At 72.4% G+C, this 20252-nt stretch carries 21 protein-coding genes and 1 pseudogene; 10 read left to right on the top strand and 12 right to left on the bottom strand.

Annotation, left to right across the window (positions count from 1 at the left end; translation table 11 throughout):
• Positions 1-15 precede the first annotated feature (15 nt).
• Together ACZ7N4_RS35145 and ACZ7N4_RS35140 are read left to right on the top strand one after the other, a co-directional pair.
• Positions 16-1269, top strand: coding sequence for a styrene monooxygenase/indole monooxygenase family protein (locus ACZ7N4_RS35145; RefSeq protein WP_471367192.1), 1254 nt, complete (start codon positions 16-18; stop codon positions 1267-1269).
• Between the two features lie 88 nt (positions 1270-1357).
• A complete protein-coding gene (locus ACZ7N4_RS35140) occupies positions 1358-1876 on the top strand; it encodes a hypothetical protein (protein WP_471367189.1) in 519 nt (172 codons plus the stop codon).
• Here ACZ7N4_RS35140 and ACZ7N4_RS35135 read toward each other — a convergent pair.
• From ACZ7N4_RS35135 to ACZ7N4_RS35120, 4 genes are all read right to left on the bottom strand, one after another.
• A complete protein-coding gene (locus tag ACZ7N4_RS35135; RefSeq protein ID WP_471367187.1) occupies positions 1873-2913 on the bottom strand; it encodes a C40 family peptidase in 1041 nt (346 codons plus the stop codon). The two genes, ACZ7N4_RS35140 and ACZ7N4_RS35135, sit on opposite strands and share 4 nt — an antisense overlap.
• A 95-nt stretch (positions 2914-3008) precedes the next feature.
• A complete protein-coding gene (locus ACZ7N4_RS35130; RefSeq protein WP_471367185.1) occupies positions 3009-3296 on the bottom strand; it encodes a hypothetical protein in 288 nt (95 codons plus the stop codon).
• Positions 3283-3939 (bottom strand): TetR/AcrR family transcriptional regulator, encoded by a 657-nt coding sequence (locus ACZ7N4_RS35125; RefSeq protein WP_471367182.1) that lies wholly within the window; start codon positions 3937-3939, stop codon positions 3283-3285. Before ACZ7N4_RS35125 ends, ACZ7N4_RS35130 begins: the two co-directional genes overlap by 14 nt.
• A gap of 104 nt (positions 3940-4043) precedes the next feature.
• Positions 4044-4982 carry an AurF N-oxygenase family protein gene (locus ACZ7N4_RS35120; protein WP_471367178.1) on the bottom strand — a complete coding sequence of 313 codons (939 nt, stop codon included), beginning with the start codon at positions 4980-4982 and terminating at the stop codon, positions 4044-4046.
• Positions 4983-5105: 123 nt separating this feature from the next.
• Here ACZ7N4_RS35120 and ACZ7N4_RS35115 point away from each other — a divergent pair, with 123 nt between their 5' ends.
• Positions 5106-6215, top strand: a complete 1110-nt coding sequence (locus ACZ7N4_RS35115) for a ferritin-like domain-containing protein (protein WP_471367176.1) — start codon at positions 5106-5108, stop codon at positions 6213-6215.
• Positions 6216-6274: 59 nt separating this feature from the next.
• Entirely contained in the window at positions 6275-7135 is an 861-nt protein-coding gene (locus tag ACZ7N4_RS35110; protein ID WP_471367307.1) for a hypothetical protein, read from the top strand.
• 13 nt (positions 7136-7148) lie between these two features.
• Here ACZ7N4_RS35110 and ACZ7N4_RS35105 read toward each other — a convergent pair whose 3' ends face one another.
• From ACZ7N4_RS35105 to ACZ7N4_RS35085, 5 genes are all read right to left on the bottom strand, one after another.
• Positions 7149-8606: a peptidoglycan D,D-transpeptidase FtsI family protein gene (locus ACZ7N4_RS35105; RefSeq protein WP_471367304.1), complete on the bottom strand. Its 1458-nt coding sequence runs from the start codon at positions 8604-8606 to the stop codon at positions 7149-7151.
• A 35-nt stretch (positions 8607-8641) separates the two neighbouring features.
• Positions 8642-10000 (bottom strand): FtsW/RodA/SpoVE family cell cycle protein, encoded by a 1359-nt coding sequence (locus ACZ7N4_RS35100; protein ID WP_471367172.1) that lies wholly within the window; start codon positions 9998-10000, stop codon positions 8642-8644.
• A 39-nt stretch (positions 10001-10039) separates the two neighbouring features.
• Complete coding sequence (locus tag ACZ7N4_RS35095) at positions 10040-11296, bottom strand: ATP-binding protein (protein WP_471367170.1); 1257 nt, start codon at positions 11294-11296, stop codon at positions 10040-10042.
• A complete protein-coding gene (locus ACZ7N4_RS35090) occupies positions 11293-12060 on the bottom strand; it encodes a hypothetical protein (RefSeq protein WP_471367167.1) in 768 nt (255 codons plus the stop codon). The genes ACZ7N4_RS35095 and ACZ7N4_RS35090 overlap by 4 nt, the downstream gene beginning before the upstream one ends.
• 85 nt (positions 12061-12145) lie before the next feature.
• Entirely contained in the window at positions 12146-12652 is a 507-nt protein-coding gene (locus tag ACZ7N4_RS35085; RefSeq protein ID WP_471367166.1) for a protein-tyrosine phosphatase family protein, read from the bottom strand.
• A gap of 99 nt (positions 12653-12751) precedes the next feature.
• Between ACZ7N4_RS35085 and ACZ7N4_RS35080 the strand changes: the two genes are divergently transcribed.
• Positions 12752-13555 (top strand): nuclease-related domain-containing protein, encoded by an 804-nt coding sequence (locus tag ACZ7N4_RS35080; RefSeq protein ID WP_471367162.1) that lies wholly within the window; start codon positions 12752-12754, stop codon positions 13553-13555.
• A 1-nt stretch (position 13556) separates the two neighbouring features.
• On the opposite strand, the gene ligD is transcribed toward ACZ7N4_RS35080, so the two are convergent.
• Positions 13557-14444, bottom strand: a complete 888-nt coding sequence (gene ligD / locus ACZ7N4_RS35075) for a non-homologous end-joining DNA ligase (protein WP_471367158.1) — start codon at positions 14442-14444, stop codon at positions 13557-13559.
• A gap of 53 nt (positions 14445-14497) precedes the next feature.
• On the opposite strand from ligD, the gene ku reads away from it, so the two are divergent.
• The 5 genes from ku (at position 14498) to ACZ7N4_RS35050 (ending at position 19174) form a co-directional block, all read left to right on the top strand.
• Positions 14498-15493 (top strand): non-homologous end joining protein Ku, encoded by a 996-nt coding sequence (gene ku, locus ACZ7N4_RS35070; protein WP_471367156.1) that lies wholly within the window; start codon positions 14498-14500, stop codon positions 15491-15493.
• A 575-nt stretch (positions 15494-16068) separates the two neighbouring features.
• Positions 16069-16935: an NmrA/HSCARG family protein gene (locus ACZ7N4_RS35065; protein ID WP_471367151.1), complete on the top strand. Its 867-nt coding sequence runs from the start codon at positions 16069-16071 to the stop codon at positions 16933-16935.
• A gap of 165 nt (positions 16936-17100) precedes the next feature.
• Positions 17101-17592 carry an SPW repeat protein gene (locus ACZ7N4_RS35060; protein ID WP_471367146.1) on the top strand — a complete coding sequence of 164 codons (492 nt, stop codon included), beginning with the start codon at positions 17101-17103 and terminating at the stop codon, positions 17590-17592.
• 585 nt (positions 17593-18177) lie between these two features.
• A complete protein-coding gene (locus tag ACZ7N4_RS35055) occupies positions 18178-18477 on the top strand; it encodes an SMI1/KNR4 family protein (protein ID WP_471367142.1) in 300 nt (99 codons plus the stop codon).
• Between the two features lie 52 nt (positions 18478-18529).
• A complete protein-coding gene (locus tag ACZ7N4_RS35050) occupies positions 18530-19174 on the top strand; it encodes a dihydrofolate reductase family protein (RefSeq protein WP_471367139.1) in 645 nt (214 codons plus the stop codon).
• 107 nt (positions 19175-19281) lie between these two features.
• Here the strand turns inward: ACZ7N4_RS35050 and ACZ7N4_RS35045 are convergent, their stop codons facing one another.
• Positions 19282-20157, bottom strand: coding sequence for a hypothetical protein (locus ACZ7N4_RS35045; RefSeq protein WP_471367137.1), 876 nt, complete (start codon positions 20155-20157; stop codon positions 19282-19284).
• Positions 20157-20252, bottom strand: a pseudogene (locus ACZ7N4_RS35040) (IS481 family transposase); the annotation flags it as partial. The pseudogene ACZ7N4_RS35040 and the gene ACZ7N4_RS35045, both read right to left, overlap by 1 nt.

The raw sequence follows: 20252 nt of genomic DNA, 5'->3' as shown, positions 1-20252 counted from the left end.
GGAGGCACCACCCGCATGCGGAAGATACTCGTCGTCGGGGCCGGCCAGTCCGGCCTCCAGCTCGCCCTCGGCCTGCAGTCGCACGGCTACGAGGTCACCCTGATGTCGAACCGGACCGCGGACGAGATCCGCTCCGGCCGGGTCATGTCGACGCAGTGCATGTTCGACACGGCCCTCCAGCACGAGCGTGACCTCCAGCTGAACTTCTGGGAGTCCCAGGCCCCGAAGATCGAGGGAGTCGGCGTCTCCGTCGCCGCGCCCGGCTCGCACGACCCGGGCCCCACGCAGCGGGCCATCGACTGGGTCGGCAGGCTGGACGGGTACGCGCAGTCGGTCGACCAGCGGGTGAAGATGGCCGGCTGGATGGAGACCTTCGCGCAGCGCGGCGGCCAGCTGGTCATCCACGGCGCGGCCGTCGGCGACCTGGACTACTTCTCCCGCACCTACGACCTCGTCCTGGTCGCCGCGGGCAAGGGCGAACTGGTGTCGATGTTCGCCCGCGACCCCGAGCGCTCCCCGTACAGCGAGCCGCAGCGGGCGCTGGCGGTGGCGTACGTCCACGGTCTCGGCCCGCGGCCGGAGCACCCGGAGTTCGACGCGGTCCGCTGCAACCTGGTCCCGGGCGTCGGCGAGCTGTTCGTCATGCCGACCCTGACCACCTCCGGCCGCGCCGACATCCTGTTCTGGGAGGGCATACCCGGCGGCCCGCTCGACGTCTTCAAGGGCGTCAAGGACCCGGCGGAACACCTCTCCCTGACCCTGGAACTCATGGAGCGGTTCACGCCCTGGGAGTACGCGCGGGCCACCAGGGTCGAACTCACCGACGCCGGCGGCACGCTGGCCGGCCGGTACGCCCCGACCGTCCGCAACCCCGTCGGCCGGCTGCCCGGCGGCGGACTGGTCCTCGGCGTGGCCGACGTGGTCGTCGCCAACGACCCGATCACCGGCCAGGGTTCCAACTCGGCGGCCAAGTGCGCGGCCGCGTACCTCGCCTCGATCCTGGAGCACGGGGACAAGCCGTTCGACGAGGAGTGGATGCGGCAGACCTTCGACCGGTACTGGGCCACCGCCCAGCACGTCACCAAGTGGACCAACGCCATGCTGGCGCCGCCGCCGGAGCACGTGCTGAACCTCATCGGCGCGGCCGGGCAGCTCCAGCCGGTGGCGAATCGATTCGCCAACGCGTTCGACAACCCGGCCGACTTCGAGGACTTCTTCTTCGAGCCGGAGAAGACGGCCGCCTACCTGGAGTCGGTGGCCCGGGCCTGACGGGACCGTCCCCCTTTTGACACCTCTCACCGGCGGAGGGACGCTGGAGGGAAAGGGGCGGAGGGGGACGAGCCACGCAGGAGTTCCCATGGACGGTCGACGCGTACGCCTGGCGGTGCTGACGCCCCTGACGGTGTCGGCGTTGACAGTGTCGGCGCTGACGGCCGCGGTGACGCCCGCCGCCCCGACGGCCGCCGCGACGGCGTCGCCCACCTGCGGTGTCTCGCGGGCCGACGGCCCGGCGCGCCTGGAGGTCGTCGGCGAGGACTTCAGGCCGGACAAGGCCGTGTTCATCGAGTCCGCCCACGGAGCCGAGGGCACCGTGCGGACCGATGCCGACGGCGCGTTCGCCGCGACGATCAGCCATGCCGCCGGCACCGTCAGCGCCCGGCAGGCCGGCGGCCCCGAGGTCAGGTGCGGCACGGCCGAGCGGGGGGCGCGCATGAACGCCCAGGAGCAGTACGCGGCGGGCTACAAGGCGGGATACGCCGCCATGAAGAACGACTGCGACGTCCGGGACCTCAAGCGCGTACCGGTGAACGACAACTTCCGCGACGGATTCCGGGACGGCGCGGCCGCGGCCGGGAAGACGTTCTGCTCGCGCTAGCCCCGCGCTGCCGGACCGGGACGTACCGCGCCGAGGATCGGGTGGCCGGCGATCGGGGAGACCGTGACCTTCTCGCCCGGTCTCGGCGCCTGGACGACCCTGCCGTCCCCGACGTACAGGGCGACGTGCGTCGCCTCGGGGAAGTACACGACCAGGTCGCCCGGCCGGAGCTGGTTCAGCGGAATCCTCTCCAGCTGTTCCCACTGCTCCTGGCTGGTGCGCGGGATCGGTGTCCCCGCGTGGGCCCACGCCTGCGAGGTGAGGCCCGAGCAGTCGAACGCGTCCGGGCCCTTCGCCCCCCACGCGTACGGCTTGCCGACCTGCTCCATGGCGTAGCGGACCGCCCGTTCGCCCTGCGCGGTGGCCGGGCGGTCGGCGGGGAGGGCGCCCGCGGTGGTGAGCCTGCGCTGCGCCTCGGTGACCCCCTGCTGTTCCAGGCGGGCGATCGCGGCGAGCTGGTCGGGGCTGAGACCGGCCAGCAGGCGTTCCACGTCGGCGAGTCCGGCCCGGACGCCGTCACGCTGCCGCTGCTGCCGGCCGGCCAGGGTGAGCTGGGTGTCGAGGGCCTTGCGGGCGGCGCGGGCCAGCGTGTCCTTGCGCCTCTCGGCGGTGGCCAGCCGGGTCACCGTACGGGCCCGCTGGCGTGCCAGCTCGCCGATGACGTGACCCTCGTCCAGCGCGTGCTGGGGGTCGGGGGCGAGGAGGAGCCGCACGTACGGGCCGAGGCCGCCGCTGCTCTGGTACTGCTGCCGGGCCAGGCGCCCGGCGTCGGTCCGGCTGCCCTGCAGGGCGAGCCGGGCGCGGGCCAGTTCGCCGTCGAGCCGGGCCACCTCGGCGCGTTGCCGCTCCAGCTGCTCGGTCGTGGCGTTGTAGGTCTCGGTGGCCTGTTCCGTCTGCCGGTACAGCCGCTGAAGATCCGTCAGCAGCCGGGCCACGGACCGCTGCGGGTCCGGCGCGGCCGCGGCCGGTACGGGCACGAGAGCGGCCTGGGCCGCCACCGTGGCCGCACAGGCCAGCCGCAGAAGACTTCCTGACACGTCATCACCTCTGCTGGTGGGATAGTCGCAAAGGTGATAATCGGACGCGTCGGTACGGAGTCAGGAGCAGGCCCGCGCGGTACGGCGCTGCGGTTTCACCCGTTCGGTCGCGACCAGGGCCACCGGAGCCCGCCCCCGGAGGTGTCGTCCGGGTCGTACGCGTACTTCCATCCCTGGACCAGCCCCAGCCTCCTGCTGTGCCCCCGGGGCACACGCCGGTAGACCAGCACCGTGGGCGGGCCGCCCTCCGGGTTCGGGACGGGGATGCGGTACGACTTCGGGGGGTGCCCGGTGGGACCGAGCAGCACGGGCAGCACCCGCCCGTCCATGGGGCCGCCCTCGAAGGGGATGTCCTGGCTCTTCACGAGGTCAGTCTCGGCCATCCTCGGCGAGCGCGCCGACGAGTGCCGCGGTCTGGGGGTCACGGGCCGCGGTGACGCTGAGGACGGCCACGAACTGGTCCACCAGCCAGTCCCGCAGCTCACCGGCCGGGGGCTGCTTGCCCTCGTCCAGCCAGATGAGGGAGGCCGCCTCGACGGCCGTGATCCACATCCGGACCGTCATGCGCAGCCGGGGCCCGGGACCGGTGATGCCGAGGTGCTCGTAGATGTGTTCGGCGGCAGACCGGCGCACCCCGTCCACGAGGGCGGTGGTGCGGGAGGTCTCCACCACGCTGCCGCCCTGGAGCAGCGCGCTGAAGCCGGCGTCGTGCTGGTCCACGAAGGCCAGATAGCGGTCCAGGGCGCGGGACAGGCGGGGCAGCAGGGGGCCCTCGCGGGCCTCGTCGAAGCACTGCCGGAGTTCCTCGGCGGCGGAGCGCAGCGCGGCCTCGTACAGCTGCTGCTTGCCGCCCGGGAAGTACCGGTACACCAGCGGGCGGGAGACTCCGGCCGCCTCCGCCACGTCGTCCAGGGAGACGTCCTCGGGGGCGCGGTGCGCGAAGAGGCCCAGGGCGGCGTCGAGGAGCTGACTTCGTCGCTCCTCGACGCTCAGGCGGCGGTATGCGGGGGTGGCCGACGGGGTCATGACCAGCAGCCTAATCGCCGCGCGGCCCCGGCCGTCCTCCGTCCGCCGGCAGACGGTGGCCGCCCGCGCCGTTCCCCGCGCCCCTGCGGGTCGCACCGGCCGGCCTAGGCCAGGAGGCCCGACGACCTCCACAGCCGCCGTCCGACTCCCCTGAGCACACCGATGTCGTCCAGGAAGTCCGTCAGCCGCTTCGCGCCCGTCTGCATGACCTCGCGCCGGTGCGCGCTGGCCTTCACCTGGGCCATGGCCTCCCGCTTGTCCAGGCCCACGTTGGTGTAGACGTCGGGGTTGACGAAGGCGACCGAGAAGACGCGGGCGAACTCGCCGGAGGTGACCCGGGTGAACTCCTGGGACCACTTCGGGGCGGTCACCATCTGGCGGCGCAGTTCCTCGCGGGCGTACCGGACGTGCCGGGCCTCCTCGACCACGTGGATGCGGGTGACCCCGCGGACCAGCGGCTGCACCCGCTCGTCCGGGAACGTCAGCCGCTGCATCCAGTCCAGGATCTCCTCGCCGAGCAGCGTGGCGGTGAAGGAACCGGGGGTGGTGGAGATGGTCTTGAAGAGGCGGCCGAGGTTCTGGTGGGCGCGGCTCACCGGGTACCAGGGCGTGTCCCCGTGCGAGATCAGCCGGGCGAACATCTTCGAGTGCCGGCACTCGTCCTCGATCTCGGTGAGCGCGTACCGCACGTGCGCGCTCGTCGCCGCCTTGTCGTATATGTGCCTCACGAGAAGCTGCATCAGGATGATCTCGAACCAGATGCCGAGCGAGGCCAGCGCGGCGGCCTCGTGCTGGGAGAGCAGGATGCGCTGCTCCTCGCTCATCCGCTTCCACATCGGGGTGTCGTAGAGGGACACCAGCTCCGGCGGCCAGAACCACTTGCCCTCCTCGAAGGGCGCGTCCCAGTCCAGCTCCTTGTCCGGGTCGAAGGAGTGCTTGGCGGAAGAGACGAGCAGCCGTTCGGCCACCTGTTCCCGGTCCTTGAGCAGGCCGAGCGCGTCGCGCAGGCCCTCCAGCGCGTCCGCTTCCGTCAGGGTCGTCATGGCTCCCTCACCTCGTTACCCGGGGGTAGTCGTCCTGCCTCTTATGAGACTGCTTGTCAGCAAGCCCGTCAATCCCTCACGCATGACTTGTTGACCCGGCGTCTACGTGTGAGCCTGCCGGGTATGCCGACGCATGACCTCTACGCCAACGACCCCGGAAGCTCCTCCTGGCAGGTGCCCGCCGCCGGCGCGGCCCGCTTCAGCTGGGAGTACGACGACGGGCGCGACCGCCTGCTCGCCCTGTACCAGAAGGGCAAGGACAAGCAGTGGGACGGGCGGACCCGGATCGACTGGGACCTGGAGGTCGACCCGTACGACGCCCTCGGCACCCCGGAGGAGGCGATGTCCCTGTACGGCACCCCGTACTGGGCCAAGCTCTCCGAGAAGGACAAGGGCGAGCTGCGCCGGCACTACGCCTCCTGGCAGTTCAGCCAGTTCCTGCACGGCGAGCAGGGCGCGATGATCTGCGCCGCGCGGATCGTGGAGTCGGTGCCCGACCTCGACGCCAAGTTCTACTCCGCGACCCAGACCATGGACGAGGCCCGGCACGCCGAGATATACGCCCGGTTCCTGCACGAGAAGATGGGCCTCGTCTACCCGATCAACGACAACCTCCAGTCGCTGCTCGGCGACACCCTGCGCGACAGCCGCTGGGACATGCCCTACCTGGGCATGCAGGTGCTCATCGAGGGCCTGGCGCTGGCCGCGTTCGGCATGATCCGGGACACCACGGACAAGCCGCTGCCCCGGCAGATCCTCACCTACGTCATGCAGGACGAGGCCCGGCACGTCGCCTTCGGTCGGATGGCGCTGCGCGACTACTACCGGCAGCTCACCGACGCCGAACTGCGCGAGCGCGAGGAGTTCGTCATCGAGGGCTGCTACCTGATGCGCGACCGGCTGCGCGGGGTCGAGGTGCTGGAGAACTTCGGCATCCCGAAGGCCGAGGCGGAGGCGCTGAGCGAGCAGTCCGAGTTCCTCGGGCTCTTCCGGAAGCTGCTGTTCAGCCGGATCGTGCCGTGCGTCAAGGACATCGGCCTGTGGGGCAGGCGGCTCCAGCAGGCCTACGCGGACATGGGCGTGTTCGAGCTGGGCGACTCCAACCTGGACCTGCTGATGGCCCAGGACGAGGAGCTGGCCGAGCAACTGGACGCCGAGCGCTTCGCCGCCGAGGAGCGGGAGCGGGTGGCCGAGGTGGAGGCGGCGATCGAGTCCGGCGCGGCGGAGGGCTGACCGGCACGGGGTGCGGTGCCGGTCGGGTCACCCGGGTGCAGTAGCGTGCTGGCGTGTCCATGCCTCCGCCGCCGCAGAACCCGGGCCCGTACGGCCAGCAGCCGCCGTACCCGCCGCAGCAGCCCCCGTACGGCCAGCAGGCCCCCTACGGCCAGCAGGCCCCGGGTCCGTACGGCTCGCCGTACCCGCCCCAGCAGCCTCATCCCCAGCAGCAGCCCTACCCCCAGCAGCAGCCGTACCCGGCTCAGCAGCCGTACCCCGGCTGGGGTGTGCCGCCCATGGTCCCGCCGCCGAAGAAGCGGCGGGTCGGGCTGGTGCTCGGCATCGTGGGCGGTGTCGTCGCGGCCGGGATCGCGCTGCTCCTGGTGGTCGGCGCGGTGGCCGGGAGCGGCTTCCCGGAGGCCGAGAACAGGCTGACCCTGCCGCACACGCTGCTGGACGGGACGTACACGCTCGCCGAGGACCTCTCCGGCACCGAGGGGAAGAAGATCGAGGACGAGGCCGACGGCGCCTGGGACGCGAAGGACATCCACGCCGCGGTCGGCCGCTACAGCCCGGACGGCGACAACACGGAGGGCATGCTGCTCGTCTCCGGCATGTACGGCCGGTTCAAGAACCGGTCCGAGGTCCGGCACAACATGCTCAAGGGCGCCGCGGAGGCCGACAGCGTGACGGCCGAGGAACGCGCGCAGGACGTCACCCCGCCCGGCGCGGACACCACCGTCAGCTGCCAGGTGCTCACCCAGAAGCAGTCCGGGACGACTCTCGTCTACCCGGTCTGCGCCTGGGCGGACGGCAACACGGCGGCCATCGTCGGCGAGGTCAGCCTCGGACAGAAGGACCCCGGCGGCGTCGACCTGGAGGCCGCGGCCCGGAAGACCCTCAAGATCCGCTCCGAGATGCTCCGGCCCGTCGGCTGACAGGCCGGCCGGCTCACCGCCGCAGCACCGCCCGCATCACCTCGCGAGCGATCGGTGCCGCGTCCCCGCCGCCGCTGATCTCGCCCCGGTCGGCGGAGGCGTCCTCCACCACCACCGCGACCGCCACCTGCGGCTCCGGCGCTCCCTCGGCCTGCGCCCAGGAGACGAACCAGGCGTACGGCACACCGGCGTTGCCGACCCCGTGCTGGGCGGTGCCCGTCTTGCCGCCGACCAGCGCGCCGGGGATGGCCGCGTTGGTGCCGGTGCCCTCCTGCACCACACCGGCCATCAACTCCATCAGCCGGGCCGCGGTGTCCGGCCGCATCACCTGCCGCCCCGGCCGGGCCCCGCTGCCCGAGACCGTCTCGCCGCCGTGCCGGGTGGTCCGCTCCACCAGGTACGGCGGACGCAGCCGGCCGCCGTCCGCGACCGCCGCCGTGACCATCGCCATCTGCAGCGGGGTGGCCCGCGTGTTGTACTGCCCGATCGAGGACAGCGCCAGCTGCGCCCGGTCCACCTTCGGGTCGAAGGTGCTCGGCGCCACGGCGAAGGGGATGCGCAGGTCGGTGTCGTTGAACCCGAACGCCTGGGCCGTGGTCGCCATGTCCCGCACCCCCACGTCCACGCCCAGCTTGGCGAAGACCGTGTTGCAGGACCACTCGAAGGCGTCCCGCACCGAGGCGTTCCGGCAGCCCTCGCCCTCGTTGGTGAGCCGGGTGGTGGTGCCGGGCAGCCGGTAGGGGTCGGGGGAGTCGGTGCGCTCGTCCAGGTCGGTCACCACGCCCGCGTCCAGTGCAGCCGCCGCGGTGACCACCTTGAACGTCGACCCCGGCGGATAGGTCTGCCGTACCGCCCGGTTCAGCATCGGCCTCTCCGGGTCGTGGCCCAGCCGGTCCCAGGCCGCCGACACCGCCTCGCTGTTGCCGGACAGCTCCGCCGGGTCGTAGGAGGGGCTGGTCACCAGCGCCAGCACGCGGCCCGTGGCCGGCTCGACCGCGGCCACCGCGCCCTTGCGCCCCGCCAGCCCCCGGTACGCCGCCTCCTGGGCCCGCCGGTCGAGGGTCGTGACGACGTCCCCGCCGCGGTTCGGTGCGCGGGTGACGTCGTTCCACACCGGCAGCGGCGTGAGCAGCGGATCGGTGCCGGAGAGCACCCCGTCCTCGGCGTGCTCCAGGAACGTGGTGCCGTACTTCTGCGAGGCGAAGCCGGTGACCGGCGCGTACAACGGGCCGTCGAGGTAGGTGCGTTCGTAGCGCAGCTGCTCCCCGGTGTCCACCGACCCGGTGACCGGCGCCCCGCCCACCAGGATGTTCCCGCGCGGTTGCTGGTAACGGGCGATCGTGGCACGGCGGTTGGCCGGATTGCCGTCGTACTCCCGGGACTGCACGACCTGCACCCGGGTGGCGTTGGCCAGCAGGGCCGCCAGCAGCAGGGCGCAGAAGACGCAGGCGTGCCGGATGCACTTCGTCATCGGGCGCCCGCCGTCGGGGAGGCCGCCGTACTCGGTCACGGTGTCTCCCGGCCGTCGTGCTGGCTGCGTGCCGAGTCGCTCAGCCGGACCAGCAACGCCACGATCGCCCAGTTGGTGACCACCGAGGAGCCGCCCTGGGCGAGGAACGGCATCGCCATGCCGGTCAGCGGGATCAGCCCGGTGACCCCGCCCGCGATCACGAACACCTGCAACGCCACGATCGAGGCGAGCCCGACCGCGAGGAGCCGCCCGAACGGCTCGCGCAGCGCGAGGCCCGCCCGGTAGCCGCGCTCCACCAGCAGGGCGTACAGCAGTACGATCCCCGCGAGTCCGGCGAGGCCCAGTTCCTCCCCGGCGGTCGCCAGGATGAAGTCGGACTTGACGGCGAAGCCGATCAGGATGGAGTGGCCGAGGCCCAGCCCGGTGCCGAGGATCCCGCCGGCGGCGAAGGCGAACAGCGACTGGGAGAGCTGGTTGGCGCCCTGTCCGGCCTCGATCGAGGCGAACGGGTGCAGCCAGTCCTCGATCCGGCCGCCCACATGGGGTTCCAGGTGCCCCACGGCGACGGCGCCGAGCACCGCCAGCACCAGGCCGACCGCGATCCAGCCGGTGCGCCCGGTGGCGACGTACAGCAGCACCACGAACAGCCCGAAGAACAGCAGCGAGGTTCCCAGGTCCCGCTCCAACACCAGGACGCCCACGCTCAGCAGCCAGATCGTCAGGATCGGCCCGAGTACCCGCCCGGTCGGGAACTGCAGCCGCCACAGCCGGCGGCCGGTGTAGGCGAGCGCGCTGCGGTTCGCGGCCAGGTACGCGGCGAAGAACACCGCGAGCAGCACCTTCGCGAACTCGCCGGGCTGGATGGAGAACCCGGCGATCCGGATCCAGATCCGGGCCCCGTTCACCGCCGGGAACAGGATCGGCGCCGCCAGCAGGGCGAGGGCGGCGACCACGCAGACGTACGCGTACCGCTGGAGCACCCGGTGGTCGCGCAGGACCAGCACCACGCCGATGAACAGGCCCACCCCGAGCGTCGACCACACCAGCTGGGTGGGGGCCGCCTGGTCGCGCGGGGTCTCCAGGTCCAGGCGGTAGATCAGCACCAGGCCCAGCCCGTTGAGCAGCACACCGATGGGCAGCGGCAGCGGATCGGCGTACGGCGCCCGGATCCGGACCGCGATGTGGGCGAACAGGGCCAGCACGCCGAGCCCGGCACCGTACCCGGCGGCGCCGGGCGGCACGGTGCCGGTCCGCGCCAGCCCCACCGCGCAGTAGCCGTACACGGACAGCAGGACGGCCAGTACGAGGAGGGACAGTTCGACGCCCCGGCGCCGGGGAAGGCGCGGGGCGCGCGCGGGAGCGGGGGCCGCCAGGGTGGTTCCGGCCTTCGTCATGCCCGGAACCTACCGAAACGGGAAGTCTTGTGCGTGGTGTTAGGGGGCCGGGCGCGCCCCTGCGGGCAACGTCAGCGTCGCCACCGCGCCGCCGTCCACCGCGTTGGCGAACGTCAGCGTGGCACCCAGCACCTCCGCCTGCCCCACCGCGATCGTCAGCCCCAGCCCGTGTCCCTTGGCCCCGCCCTCCGTGCGGAACCGCTGCGGGCCGTGGGCCACCAGGTACTCCGGATACCCGGGCCCGTGGTCCCGGACGGTCACCACGGGCCCGTCCACGGTCAGCACCACCGGAGGGCGCCCGTGCTTGTGGGCGTTGGCCACCAGGTTCCCCAGCACCCGCTCCAGCCGCCGCCGGTCGGTCTCCACCCGGGCGTCCCGCAGGATCCGCACCTCGGTGCCGGCGCCCGAGGCCCGTACCACCCGCTCGGCCAGCGCGCCCAGCGCCTCGGTGCCGACCTGCGGCCGTTCCCGCCCGGTGTCCAGCCGGGAGATCTCCAGCAGGTCCTCGGTGAGCGTGCGCAGCGCCGCCACCCGGTCCCGCACCAGCTCCGTCGGCCGCCCCGGAGGCAGCAGCTCCGCCGCCGCGTGCAGCCCGGTCAGCGGGGTGCGCAGCTCGTGCGCGACGTCCGCGGTGAACCGCTGCTCGCTCAGCAGCTTCCCCTGGAGTGAGGAGGCCATCGAGTCCAGCGCGGCCGCGACCGCGGCGACCTCGTCCTGCGGCCGGCTCGTGTCCTTCGTGCGGGGGTCGTCGACCCGGGCGTCCAGATCGCCGGCGCTGATCCGCCGGGCGACCCGCGCGGTCCCGTGCAGCCGCCGGGTCACCCGGGTCACCGCGAACACGCCGACCAGCACCGTCGCGCCGATCGCCAGCGCCGACGACCACAGGATCGACTGGTCGAGACCGTCGATGGTGCGGGCCTGCTGCGAGTAGTCGACCTCCACGGCCAGCGCCCGGTGCCCGGCCACCGGACCCGCCGCCCACATCGCCGGGCGCCCCCGGTGGGCGGCGACCATCGTGCCGCGTTCCCCGGCCACCGCCATCGACCGCAGCGGCGCGGGCAGCCCCTCCGGGTCCACCCCGGCACCCGGCAGCAGCGTGTCCCCGGCCTCGTACGCCCGGGTGGCGTCGGCGAGGCGGGACAGCGCCAGGTCGCGGGCCTGGCCGACGGTCTGGTTGGTCACCGAGACGTGGACGAGCACGCCGAGCAGCGCCGCCAGCGCACAGCACATCACCGTGATGAACGCGGCGGCCTTGACGGCGAGGGTCCCGGCCCAGTGGGGCAGCGCGAGCCTCATCGCGGGCTCTCCGCGCTGTCCGCCGGGGAGGGCGACGGGGGCCGGGTCTTGGCGTGCCGGCCGTCGCCGACGTGCAGGTACTCGTCGCGGGAGAACACCATCGCGCGCTGGCCCGGGTCCCACACCCAGGTGGTGCGGTACTCGTAGCCGGAGATGTCGGCCGGTGAGCGCTCGATCAGCGACCGTCCGGCCAGCTCCACCCCGACGATCGCGTCGTTGTCGGCCAGCACCTGCACGAGCCGGTGCCCCTCGACCGTGTAGACCCGTACCGCCGTCTGGTTGGTCGGGTACAGCCGGAAGCCCAGCGTCAGATCGGCCCGGCCGTCCCCGGTGAGGTCCCGGTAGTACGGCGTGAGCAGCGGGCACCGGGCCCGGTTCCCGCCCGGCCGGCACTCCTTCATCCGGTCCACGGTCGCGTGGTACGCCCCCTTCGACCCGTAGTCGTCGGGGCGCGCCGCCAGCTCCGCCTCGACGACGTCCACCGGGTCGACCGCGCGGATGTCGTCACCGTGCACCGTGATGCCCTTGACGACCTTCCGGGTGGCCACGTCGTAGGGGTAGGCCGGGCTGGACGCCGGCCGCAGATCGGGCCAGAGCCTGACCGGGCTGGCCGCGGTCGGCGTCGATCCGGCACCCTGCAGGGCACCGGAGTCCCCGCAGGCCGCCGCCGTCGCCGACAGCAGGGCGGCGGCGGTCACGGCGACGGCGGTGCGCAGGGCACGACGGGCTGGGCGCACGGCACGACGGACTGGGCGGACTGACATCTTTTCATTCTGACGGAAGTGCGCTTTGTACTGCTTCGTACCCCTGCGGTGACGCGAGCGCGGTCCGCGCGGAGCGGGGGAGAGGCTACTCGGCCAGCTCCTCCAGCAGCCGCACGGTCGCCAGCCCCGCCCGCAGGTACTCCACGAACAGCTCGTTGTGCAGCGCCCACGCCGAGCGCCGGGCCCGGATCAGCTGGATCGCCTGGTCGGCCGAGTCCCCCCGCTGGACCAGGGCGTGCGCGATGACCAGCCCCGAGCGGTTGTACCCGTGGTAGCAGCGCACGAGCACCCGGCGGCCGGCGTCCAGCGCCTCGTTCACCGCCCGCGCCAGCCGGATCACCCCGGCGAGCTGCGTCCCGTCCAGCGGTCCGTCCGGTATCGGCCACACATGGTGCTCCACCTCCGGATCGGGCCCGTACCCCGGCAGCCGCAGCAGCGACTGCACCAGATCGAACTCGTTTCGTACGACGGCGACCTCCAGCCGTCCGGAGCGGCTCCGGAACTCGTGCCCGCCCATCCACAGTCCGGGCACGATCTCGTTCCACGGGCTCTCCGGGGCCGGCACGTCGGGCTGCGCTCCGCGGGTCCGCAACGGTGCCTCCCCCACTCCCCTCGCAGGGCCGGCCTCCACGGTAACCGGTCTTGCCCCCGGAGCACCCCGCCTGTTCCCATGGTCGAGGGGTGATGGCGCATGAGCGGACTGCGCGTGGTGCCGGCCTTCCGGCACGGCCGGGAGCGGCTGTACGTCTGCCGGGAGAACGGGACCGACGTCGCCTGGTACGACCGTGAGACGGGCCGGGTCAACCTGCTCGGCGAGGACGTCGCGGACGATGTGCTCGACGCCCTGAAGCCCTTCCTGACCGGCCCCGTCACCGTGGGCCCGCCCCCGGTCCCCACCCCCGCGGAACTCGCCCGGCTCACCCTGCACCCGGACGACGACCTGGCCCCCAACCGCCCCGGCGAGGCCCTGCTCGTCGCCCTCGACCGCGACCCCGGCCCCGCCCACCGGCTGCGCCCCGACCCGCGCCGGCGCGCCCTCACCGCCGAGCAGACCGTCGGCGAGGCCCTGGACGGCCTGGAGGGAGCCGGCTGGCACACCCTGCACTCCCTGCCCCTGCCGGGCGGCGACCGCATCCACCACCTGGTGATCGGCCCCGGCGGCCTGTTCACCGTCCACGCCCTGCACGCCCGCAGGGCCCGGGTCCTGGTCGCCGACCCGATGGTCACCCTGGGCCGCCGCGAGGCCGAGCCGCTGCTGCGCCGGCTGCGCGCCGACGCCGACCGCGCCGCCTACGCCCTGACCGCCGAGGTCCGCCCGCTGCTGGTGCTGGTCGACCCGGCCGAGGTGACCGTGACGGCCGAGCCGCGCCGCGTACGGATCCTGACGGACGGCGAGCTGGCGGGCCTGGGGCGGCTGGGCGGGGTGCTCAAACCGGCCGACGTGGAGGCCCTGCACGGGATGGCCCGGGACCGGAACACCTGGGGGAGGCTGTAGCTCAGGGCAGGGGCGCGGCCTGAGCCGGATCCGTCAGGGGGGCCATCAGGTCGCCGAGGTCCTGGAGCCGCGGGGCGAGGTCCTCCGGCCGGAACTCCAGCTGCGCGGGGCTGCGGCAGTCGGCGACCTCCTCCCAGGTCACCGGCGCCGACACCAGGGGGAGCCGGCGGGCGCGCACGGTGTAGGGGGTGGCCGTGGTCTTGCGGGCCGCGTTCTGGCTCCAGTCGACGAACACCTTCCCGGGCCTGAGGCTCTTGGTCATCCGGTGCACCACCAGCCGGGGCATCTCCCGCTCCGCCTCCACCGCCAGCGCCTTCGCGTACTCGGACGTCCGCTCGGAGGAACTCCCGCGCACCGCCGCCAGCAGGTGCAGCCCCTTCGACCCCGCCGTCTTCGGGTACGCCTCGATCCCGTCCGCCGCGAGCCGCTCACGCAGCCACAGAGCGACCTCGCAGCAGTGCACGACGGTCGCGGGCGCGCCCGGGTCGAGGTCGAAGACCAGCCGGTCCGCCTCCTGCGGGGACCGCACCAGCCACTGGTGCGTGTGGAACTCGGTGACCAGGTTCGCCGCCCACACCAGGCTCGGCAGGTCCTGCACCACGACCATCCGGGCCGGGCTGTCGGCCGACGACCGGGGGACCTCGGCGGTGGTGACCCACTCGGGCGTACCCGGCGGCACGTTCTTGGTGAAGAACAGCTGCCCCTCGGGGCCGTCCGGATAGCGCAGGAAGGACACCGCCCGGTCGCGCAGATGCGGCAGCAGGGCCGCGGCGGCGGTCGCGTAGTAGTGCAGCAGCTCCCCTTTGGTGAAGCCGGTCTCCGGATACAGCACCTTCTCCAGGTTGCTGAGCGCGACCCGGCGCCCCTCCACCTCTGTGATAGGCGTCATAGGATGACAATCCCAGAAAAAGCGGACAAATCTCCCAAGGAAGGGTGCGGCACGTGCGATCGATCTGGAACGGCGCCATCTCCTTCGGGCTCGTCAGCATCCCGATCAAGCTGGTGAACGCGACGGAGAGCCACGCCATCGCCTTCCGTCAGATCCACACCGAGGACAACGGCCGCATCCGCTACCGCAAGGTGTGCGAGCTGGAGGACCGGGAGGTGAGCCAGGCCGAGATCGGCAAGGCGTACGAGGACGCCGACGGCTCGATCATCCCGATCACCGACGACGACCTCTCCCACCTGCCCATCCCGACCGCCCGCACGATCGAGATCGTCGCCTTCGTCCCGGCCGACCGCATCGATCCCCTCCAGATGGGCGCGGCGTACTACCTGGCGGCCAGCGGCGCCCCCGCCGCCAAGCCGTACACCCTCCTGCGCGAGGCCCTGAAGCGCAGCAACAAGGTCGCCATTGCCAAGTACGCGCTGCGCGGCCGGGAGCGGCTCGGCATGCTCCGGGTCGTCGGCGACGCCATCGCCATGCACGGCCTGCTCTGGCCCGACGAGGTCCGCACACCCGAGGGCGTCGCCCCGGACACCGCCGTCACCATCCGCGACAAGGAGCTCGACCTCGCCGACGCCCTGATGGACACGCTCGGCGAGGTCGACCTCGCCGACCTGCACGACGAGTACCGGGAGGCACTGGAGGAGGTCATCGCCGCGAAGGCCTCCGGCGAGGCCCCGCCCGAGGCCCCCGCGCCCGCCGCCGCCGGCAAGGTCCTCGACCTCATGGCCGCCCTGGAGAGCAGCGTCCGCGCGGCCCGCGAGTCCCGCGGGGGCGGCGCGGCGGAGGCCGAGGTCACCACCCTGCGGGCCGCCCCCAAGGAGACCGGGGGCAAGAAGTCGACGTCCACGGCGAAGAAGACGACCACGGCGAAGAAGGCGGCCCCCGCGCGCAAGTCGACGTCCAAGGCGGGGGAGGGCGCGGCGAAGAAGGCGACGGCGACGAAGAAGACGGCGGCGAAGAAGACGTCGTCGCGCAAGCGGTCGGCGTGAGGACGCTGGTGCGGACCGGTTCCGGTCTTCGGGGTGCGGCTGGTCGGTATGGGGGTGCTGGTGCGGGGTGCTGGTGCGGGGCCGGTTCCGGTCCCCTCTCGGGCCCTGCGCGAGGCCGGCATCACCCGCCGCGCCACTACGGTGTGGAGCGCCGCGGCAACGACCGGGTGATCGCTTCCAGGGCTGCTGGACCTGGTGGCCGGGTCGGTCCCGCCGGAGCGCGACTCACCGGCACCACCTGGTGCCCGCGAGCGGTGCCGTGCCGCCCCCGAGTGGCGGCGACAAGTCACGCGGGGTCACACAGGGACACGGACGGCTACTGGCACTGTCACGCACGACGGCACGACGGCCTTCCCTGCCGCCCCGGCCTTGGGCGAGCGCGTCGAACCGGAGACGTCTCCCGCGACCAGCACGCCGTATGCGCCCACCGAAATCCTGGCCGACCCGGCTCACCTGAACCGCCGCACCGGTTCAGCCCTCCGGCCGCCCCGCATTGCCGCCCGACCCGCCGGGACGAATGCTTGCAGCCGGACCCACCGAAGGTCCGCTCACGCGGCCGGACAGGAGACGCTTCGATGGTGGACGACCCGATCGTGGTGCTGGCGGCGACGGGCGGCCAGGGCCGGGCCGTGACGGAGGCGCTGCTGACCCGGGGAGCCCCCATCCGGGCCCTGGTCCGCGACCCGGCCCGGCCGGCCGCACGGGAGCTGGCGGAACAGGGCGTCGAAGTGGTGGCGGGCTCGCTGGACGACCGGGAGTCACTCGCCGCGGCGATGCGCGGAGCGGCCTCCGTCTTCGCGTTCACCACACCCTTCGAGGCCGGCGTGGAGGCCGAGGTCGAACAGGGCCGCGCGATCCTCTCCGCGGCGACCGCGGCGCGCGTCCCGCACCTGGTCCTCAGCTCCGTGGCCGGCGCCGACCAGCACACCGGCGTGCCCCACTTCGACAGCAAGGCACGCATCGAGGCGGAGCTGACCTCCGGGGACGTGCCGTACACGATCCTGGGCCCGGCCTACTTCCACGACAACTCCCTGGCAGGAGCGGACCGCATCCTCGCCGGCACCCTGGACCTCCCGCTGCCCCCCGACCGCCCACTACAGCAGCTCGCCCGCCAGGACCTGGCCGCCTTCGCGGCGAAGATCCTTCTCGACCCCACCCCCCACACCGGCCACCGCATCGAACTGGCCGGCGACGCCCCCACCCCCACCCGGATGGCAACCGCCCTGACGGAGGCCCTGGGCCACGAGGTCCACCACACCCAAGTCCCCCTGACGGCGATCGACAGCCCCGACATGCGCGCCATGTGGACGTTCCTGAACACCCGCGGCTACCAGGTCGACATCCCCACCCTCCACGCCGCCCACCCGGACATCCCCTGGACCTCCTTCACGACGTGGGCCCGGCGGACCTGGGGAGACGCAGGGCGAGGAACGCGGCGGTGAGGCGTATCCGCGACGCCGGTCACGGCGATCGCGGTGGTGGTGGGGAGCGGGCCGCTGCCCCATGACCGTCGCCCGGTATCGCCTCAAGCCACCGCGGTTACTGCACCTCTTTTGGGTACCCGCTGGGCGAAACGCAACGAATCCGACATACCGGAGGCGATTGGCATGGCGACCTCTCCTCGGTCCGACATGGCAACCCATCCCGACATCATCGACATGCGCGAACGCCATGAGATGGCCGAGCGCAGCGCGAGCACCCCGAAGGCGCAGGGCATGGAGACCATGGCTCTCCTCACCGGCCTGTACCTCGCGGCGTCGCCCTGGATCACGGGCTTCAACGGTTTCTCCACCCTGGCGGTCAACAACCTGATCGTCGGCATCGCCTACGCCCTGCTCATGAGCGGCGGCTTCGGCCGGCCCTACGAGCGTGTGCACAGCATGGCGTGGGCGGCCTGCGCGCTGAGCCTGTGGACGATCATCGCCCCGTGGGTCGTGGCCGGTAACGTCTCCACGACGAAGACCATCGTCAACAACGTCATCGTCGGCGTGATAGGCCTCCTGGTCGCCCTGATGGCCGCCTCGATCGGCCGCCCGACCGACCGGAGCCGTGGAACCTCCGGCCGCATGTCCGCCCCGTACACGGGAGGCCGGACCTGACCGGACGCGGCGAAAGGCACGCACCGTCCTCGCCCCCGTCCACGGACGTCCAAGGACCCCGCCACACGGCCACTCCGAGCGGCGCACGGCTGCTCGCACGCGAAGACCCCGCCCTCAGCGCGACCGTTGACGGCGGGGTCCCTGGGACACGTGGCACAAGGCGCCCCCGGCAGGACCCGAACCTTCGCACACGGCAGCCCCCCCCAGCTCGTCGCCATCCTTCGGCAGCGCACCCAGACCCCTTCGGCACCGCCGAGAACACCGAACGCACGGGTGACACGGTCGAGGTCCGGTCCTGCCGAGCCGCTACGCCGAGTGCATCGACGGACGGCAGGAGATCCCCCACCGCACGATCGAGGAGTTGTCGCGCGAGCACGAGTGATCACGGAAGGCGCCAGGGACCGCCCCCTGCTGCCACCGGGGCTCGTCGGACATCGGCTGATGGGGCCCCTGCCCTTGCCGGCCTTGCTGGCTGGAAGCCCCCCGTATGTGGCGCGAACTCCAACTGAGCCTGGCTCCTGGCGCCGATCTCGCCGCCCCCGCAGCCGACGTCTCCTTGACCACGACGGAACGGGCTGCTCGGGCGTGCTCGGGCAGCGGCTTCCCACTGAGCTTGTCACGCTGCTCCCGGAGTACAACGGAGCGGCTCATGACGGCGTCGACGTCATAGGGAGCGCTGAGCAGGCCGCAAGGGACACCACTGCGTTCAGAGGCACTCCGGACTTCGCCGGCCTGTACACGCCCTTCGAGCCGCTGATGTTCTTCGGTGACCACGCCGGCGGGGACCAGTTCGCCTTCGTGCGCGCCGGAGCCGGGGTGAGGTCTTCGACTTGGAAACAGGTTGCCGGCCGCGTCGATCCGACCGCGTCCCGTTCGACGTCATGATGTGCGGCGCCTTGCCACACGATGACGCGACAGGACCTGACGAGGAAAACACATGGATCAACTACTGAGAGTAATGAACTTCAACGTCTCGAGTGACGGAATCGGGGCCGGTCAGCACCAGAGTCTCGAGCGGCCGTTCGGCCACGATCATCCCGAGAGGCTGTTCTCCTGGGCCGGAGCCACGGCGAGCTGGCCCATGCGCACGGACCGCGGGGGGAGCCGGGGCCTCGACGACTACTTTACGCGAGACTTCGCGCGCAACATCGGTGCCGAGATCATGGGCCGCAACAAGTTCGGGCCCCAGCGCGGCCCCTGGCAGGACCATGAGTGGTGCGGCTGGTGGGGTGAGGAGCCCCCGTTCCACACGCCGGTGTTCGTCATGACCCACCACGAGCGCCCATCGTTCACGCTCTCCGACACCACGTTCCACTTCGTCGACGGTGACCCGGCCACGGTCCTCGAACGGGCGCGGGAAGCGGCGCAGGGCAAGGACGTCCGGCTCGGCGGCGGGGTCACCACGATCCGGCAGTTCCTTGATGCCGACCTCGTCGACACCATGCATGTGGCGGTCGCGCCGGTGGAACTCGGGTCCGGACTACGGCTCTGGGAGTCCCCCGATGAGCTGCTCGACCGGTTCCACCTGGAGGTCGTGCCCAGCCCGAGCGGCGTGACGCACCACCTGTTCTGGCGAAGGTGACACGAGGGCGCATTCGAGTTCAGGCGGCGACTGCGAGAGGGCGTCCGCCCAGGCGGATGCCCTCTCTCTGCGGATGCGGGCATGTCACCCCGCACGTCAAAGATCATTCACAGAACGGCCCTTTCATGCCCCGACATGGAGGAACCTGCACGGCGCGTCGTAATCTCGCGCGTGCAGTACAGCGCGATGGCCGACACACCCACGGCGAGGGGGACCCATTGCGGCAAGACGGCCCAGACATATTGGAACCAGAACCGATGGCCTGACACCAATTGCGTGAACGTGCCGAGTACCGCGACGGCGTTGACGCCGACGAGGCCGTAGCCGATTCCGCGGGTCCGGCGCTTCGCCCAGGGGGTGAGGGCCGCGGTCACGGCCAGAAGGCCCGTCAGCGTGAGCGTGGAGACCCCGCCGACGGGCAGCCAGTCGCCCCAGTCGATCCCGCCGATGGACGCGTCGTCGGCGAGGGCGACCGCGACCACCGCGGCGTAGACGCAGAAGAGGAGCATCGGCGGGAGGAATCGGAGCGGCAGGCCCACGCGTGCTTGCCAATGCGGTCGTCTCTGCACGGCGAACCACACGATGAGCCCCCCGGTGGCGACGGCGACCGCGCCGGCGCCGCTGGCTACGTCGCGACCGTCGGCGACTCCGTCGATATTGACCGCGGTCACCGTGGCGGCCACCAGCGTGATGAGGCACCAGACCGCAACGGCGATCCAGGAGCGCGCCCCAGCAGGCCTCCTGAGAACAGGGCCGGGGGGAGGCGGCGACGGCGAAGCGTCTGTCAGCAGCGCGGTGACCGCCGGCATGCGCTCAGGGGCTTCCGCAAGCCTGCGCAGGGCCCGGGCGGCGTCGGCAGCGTCCGCGTACCGCTCCGCGGGATCCTTGGCCAATAGCTTGAGCAGGAGAGCATCCCATGCCCCCGGCACACCCGCGGCCACGGAACTGGGCGCGGGCGGCTGCTGGCTCAGGTGCGCCGTCACTTCTTGACGTCGATGTGGACCAGTTCGCCGGGCCGAGCGCGTTCGTAGCGGCGGACGGGCTCGCCGGTGGCCCGGTCCGTGGCGGCCAGGGCGGG

The sequence above is a fragment of the Streptomyces sp. NPDC107654 genome (assembly GCF_055639035.1).
This window is presented reverse-complemented; position numbering and strand designations above follow the sequence as displayed.

Excerpts from the sequence above, each read along its gene's own strand:
- ACZ7N4_RS35105 (WP_471367304.1), bottom strand. The coding sequence starts at position 8,606 with ATGACGAAGTGCATCCGGCACGCCTGCGTCTTCTGCGCCCTGCTGCTG.
- ACZ7N4_RS35065 (WP_471367151.1), top strand. The coding sequence starts at position 16,069 with ATGGTGGACGACCCGATCGTGGTGCTGGCGGCGACGGGCGGCCAGGGC.
- ACZ7N4_RS35090 (WP_471367167.1), bottom strand. The coding sequence starts at position 12,060 with ATGTCAGTCCGCCCAGTCCGTCGTGCCGTGCGCCCAGCCCGTCGTGCC.
- ACZ7N4_RS35130 (WP_471367185.1), bottom strand. The coding sequence starts at position 3,296 with ATGGCCGAGACTGACCTCGTGAAGAGCCAGGACATCCCCTTCGAGGGC.
- ACZ7N4_RS35140 (WP_471367189.1), top strand. The coding sequence starts at position 1,358 with ATGGACGGTCGACGCGTACGCCTGGCGGTGCTGACGCCCCTGACGGTG.
- ACZ7N4_RS35115 (WP_471367176.1), top strand. The coding sequence starts at position 5,106 with ATGCCGACGCATGACCTCTACGCCAACGACCCCGGAAGCTCCTCCTGG.
- ACZ7N4_RS35050 (WP_471367139.1), top strand. The coding sequence starts at position 18,530 with ATGGATCAACTACTGAGAGTAATGAACTTCAACGTCTCGAGTGACGGA.
- ACZ7N4_RS35120 (WP_471367178.1), bottom strand. The coding sequence starts at position 4,982 with ATGACGACCCTGACGGAAGCGGACGCGCTGGAGGGCCTGCGCGACGCG.
- ACZ7N4_RS35080 (WP_471367162.1), top strand. The coding sequence starts at position 12,752 with ATGAGCGGACTGCGCGTGGTGCCGGCCTTCCGGCACGGCCGGGAGCGG.
- ligD (WP_471367158.1), bottom strand. The coding sequence starts at position 14,444 with ATGACGCCTATCACAGAGGTGGAGGGGCGCCGGGTCGCGCTCAGCAAC.
- ACZ7N4_RS35110 (WP_471367307.1), top strand. The coding sequence starts at position 6,275 with ATGCCTCCGCCGCCGCAGAACCCGGGCCCGTACGGCCAGCAGCCGCCG.
- ACZ7N4_RS35125 (WP_471367182.1), bottom strand. The coding sequence starts at position 3,939 with ATGACCCCGTCGGCCACCCCCGCATACCGCCGCCTGAGCGTCGAGGAG.
- ACZ7N4_RS35095 (WP_471367170.1), bottom strand. The coding sequence starts at position 11,296 with ATGAGGCTCGCGCTGCCCCACTGGGCCGGGACCCTCGCCGTCAAGGCC.
- ACZ7N4_RS35145 (WP_471367192.1), top strand. The coding sequence starts at position 16 with ATGCGGAAGATACTCGTCGTCGGGGCCGGCCAGTCCGGCCTCCAGCTC.
- ACZ7N4_RS35060 (WP_471367146.1), top strand. The coding sequence starts at position 17,101 with ATGGCGACCTCTCCTCGGTCCGACATGGCAACCCATCCCGACATCATC.
- ACZ7N4_RS35100 (WP_471367172.1), bottom strand. The coding sequence starts at position 10,000 with ATGACGAAGGCCGGAACCACCCTGGCGGCCCCCGCTCCCGCGCGCGCC.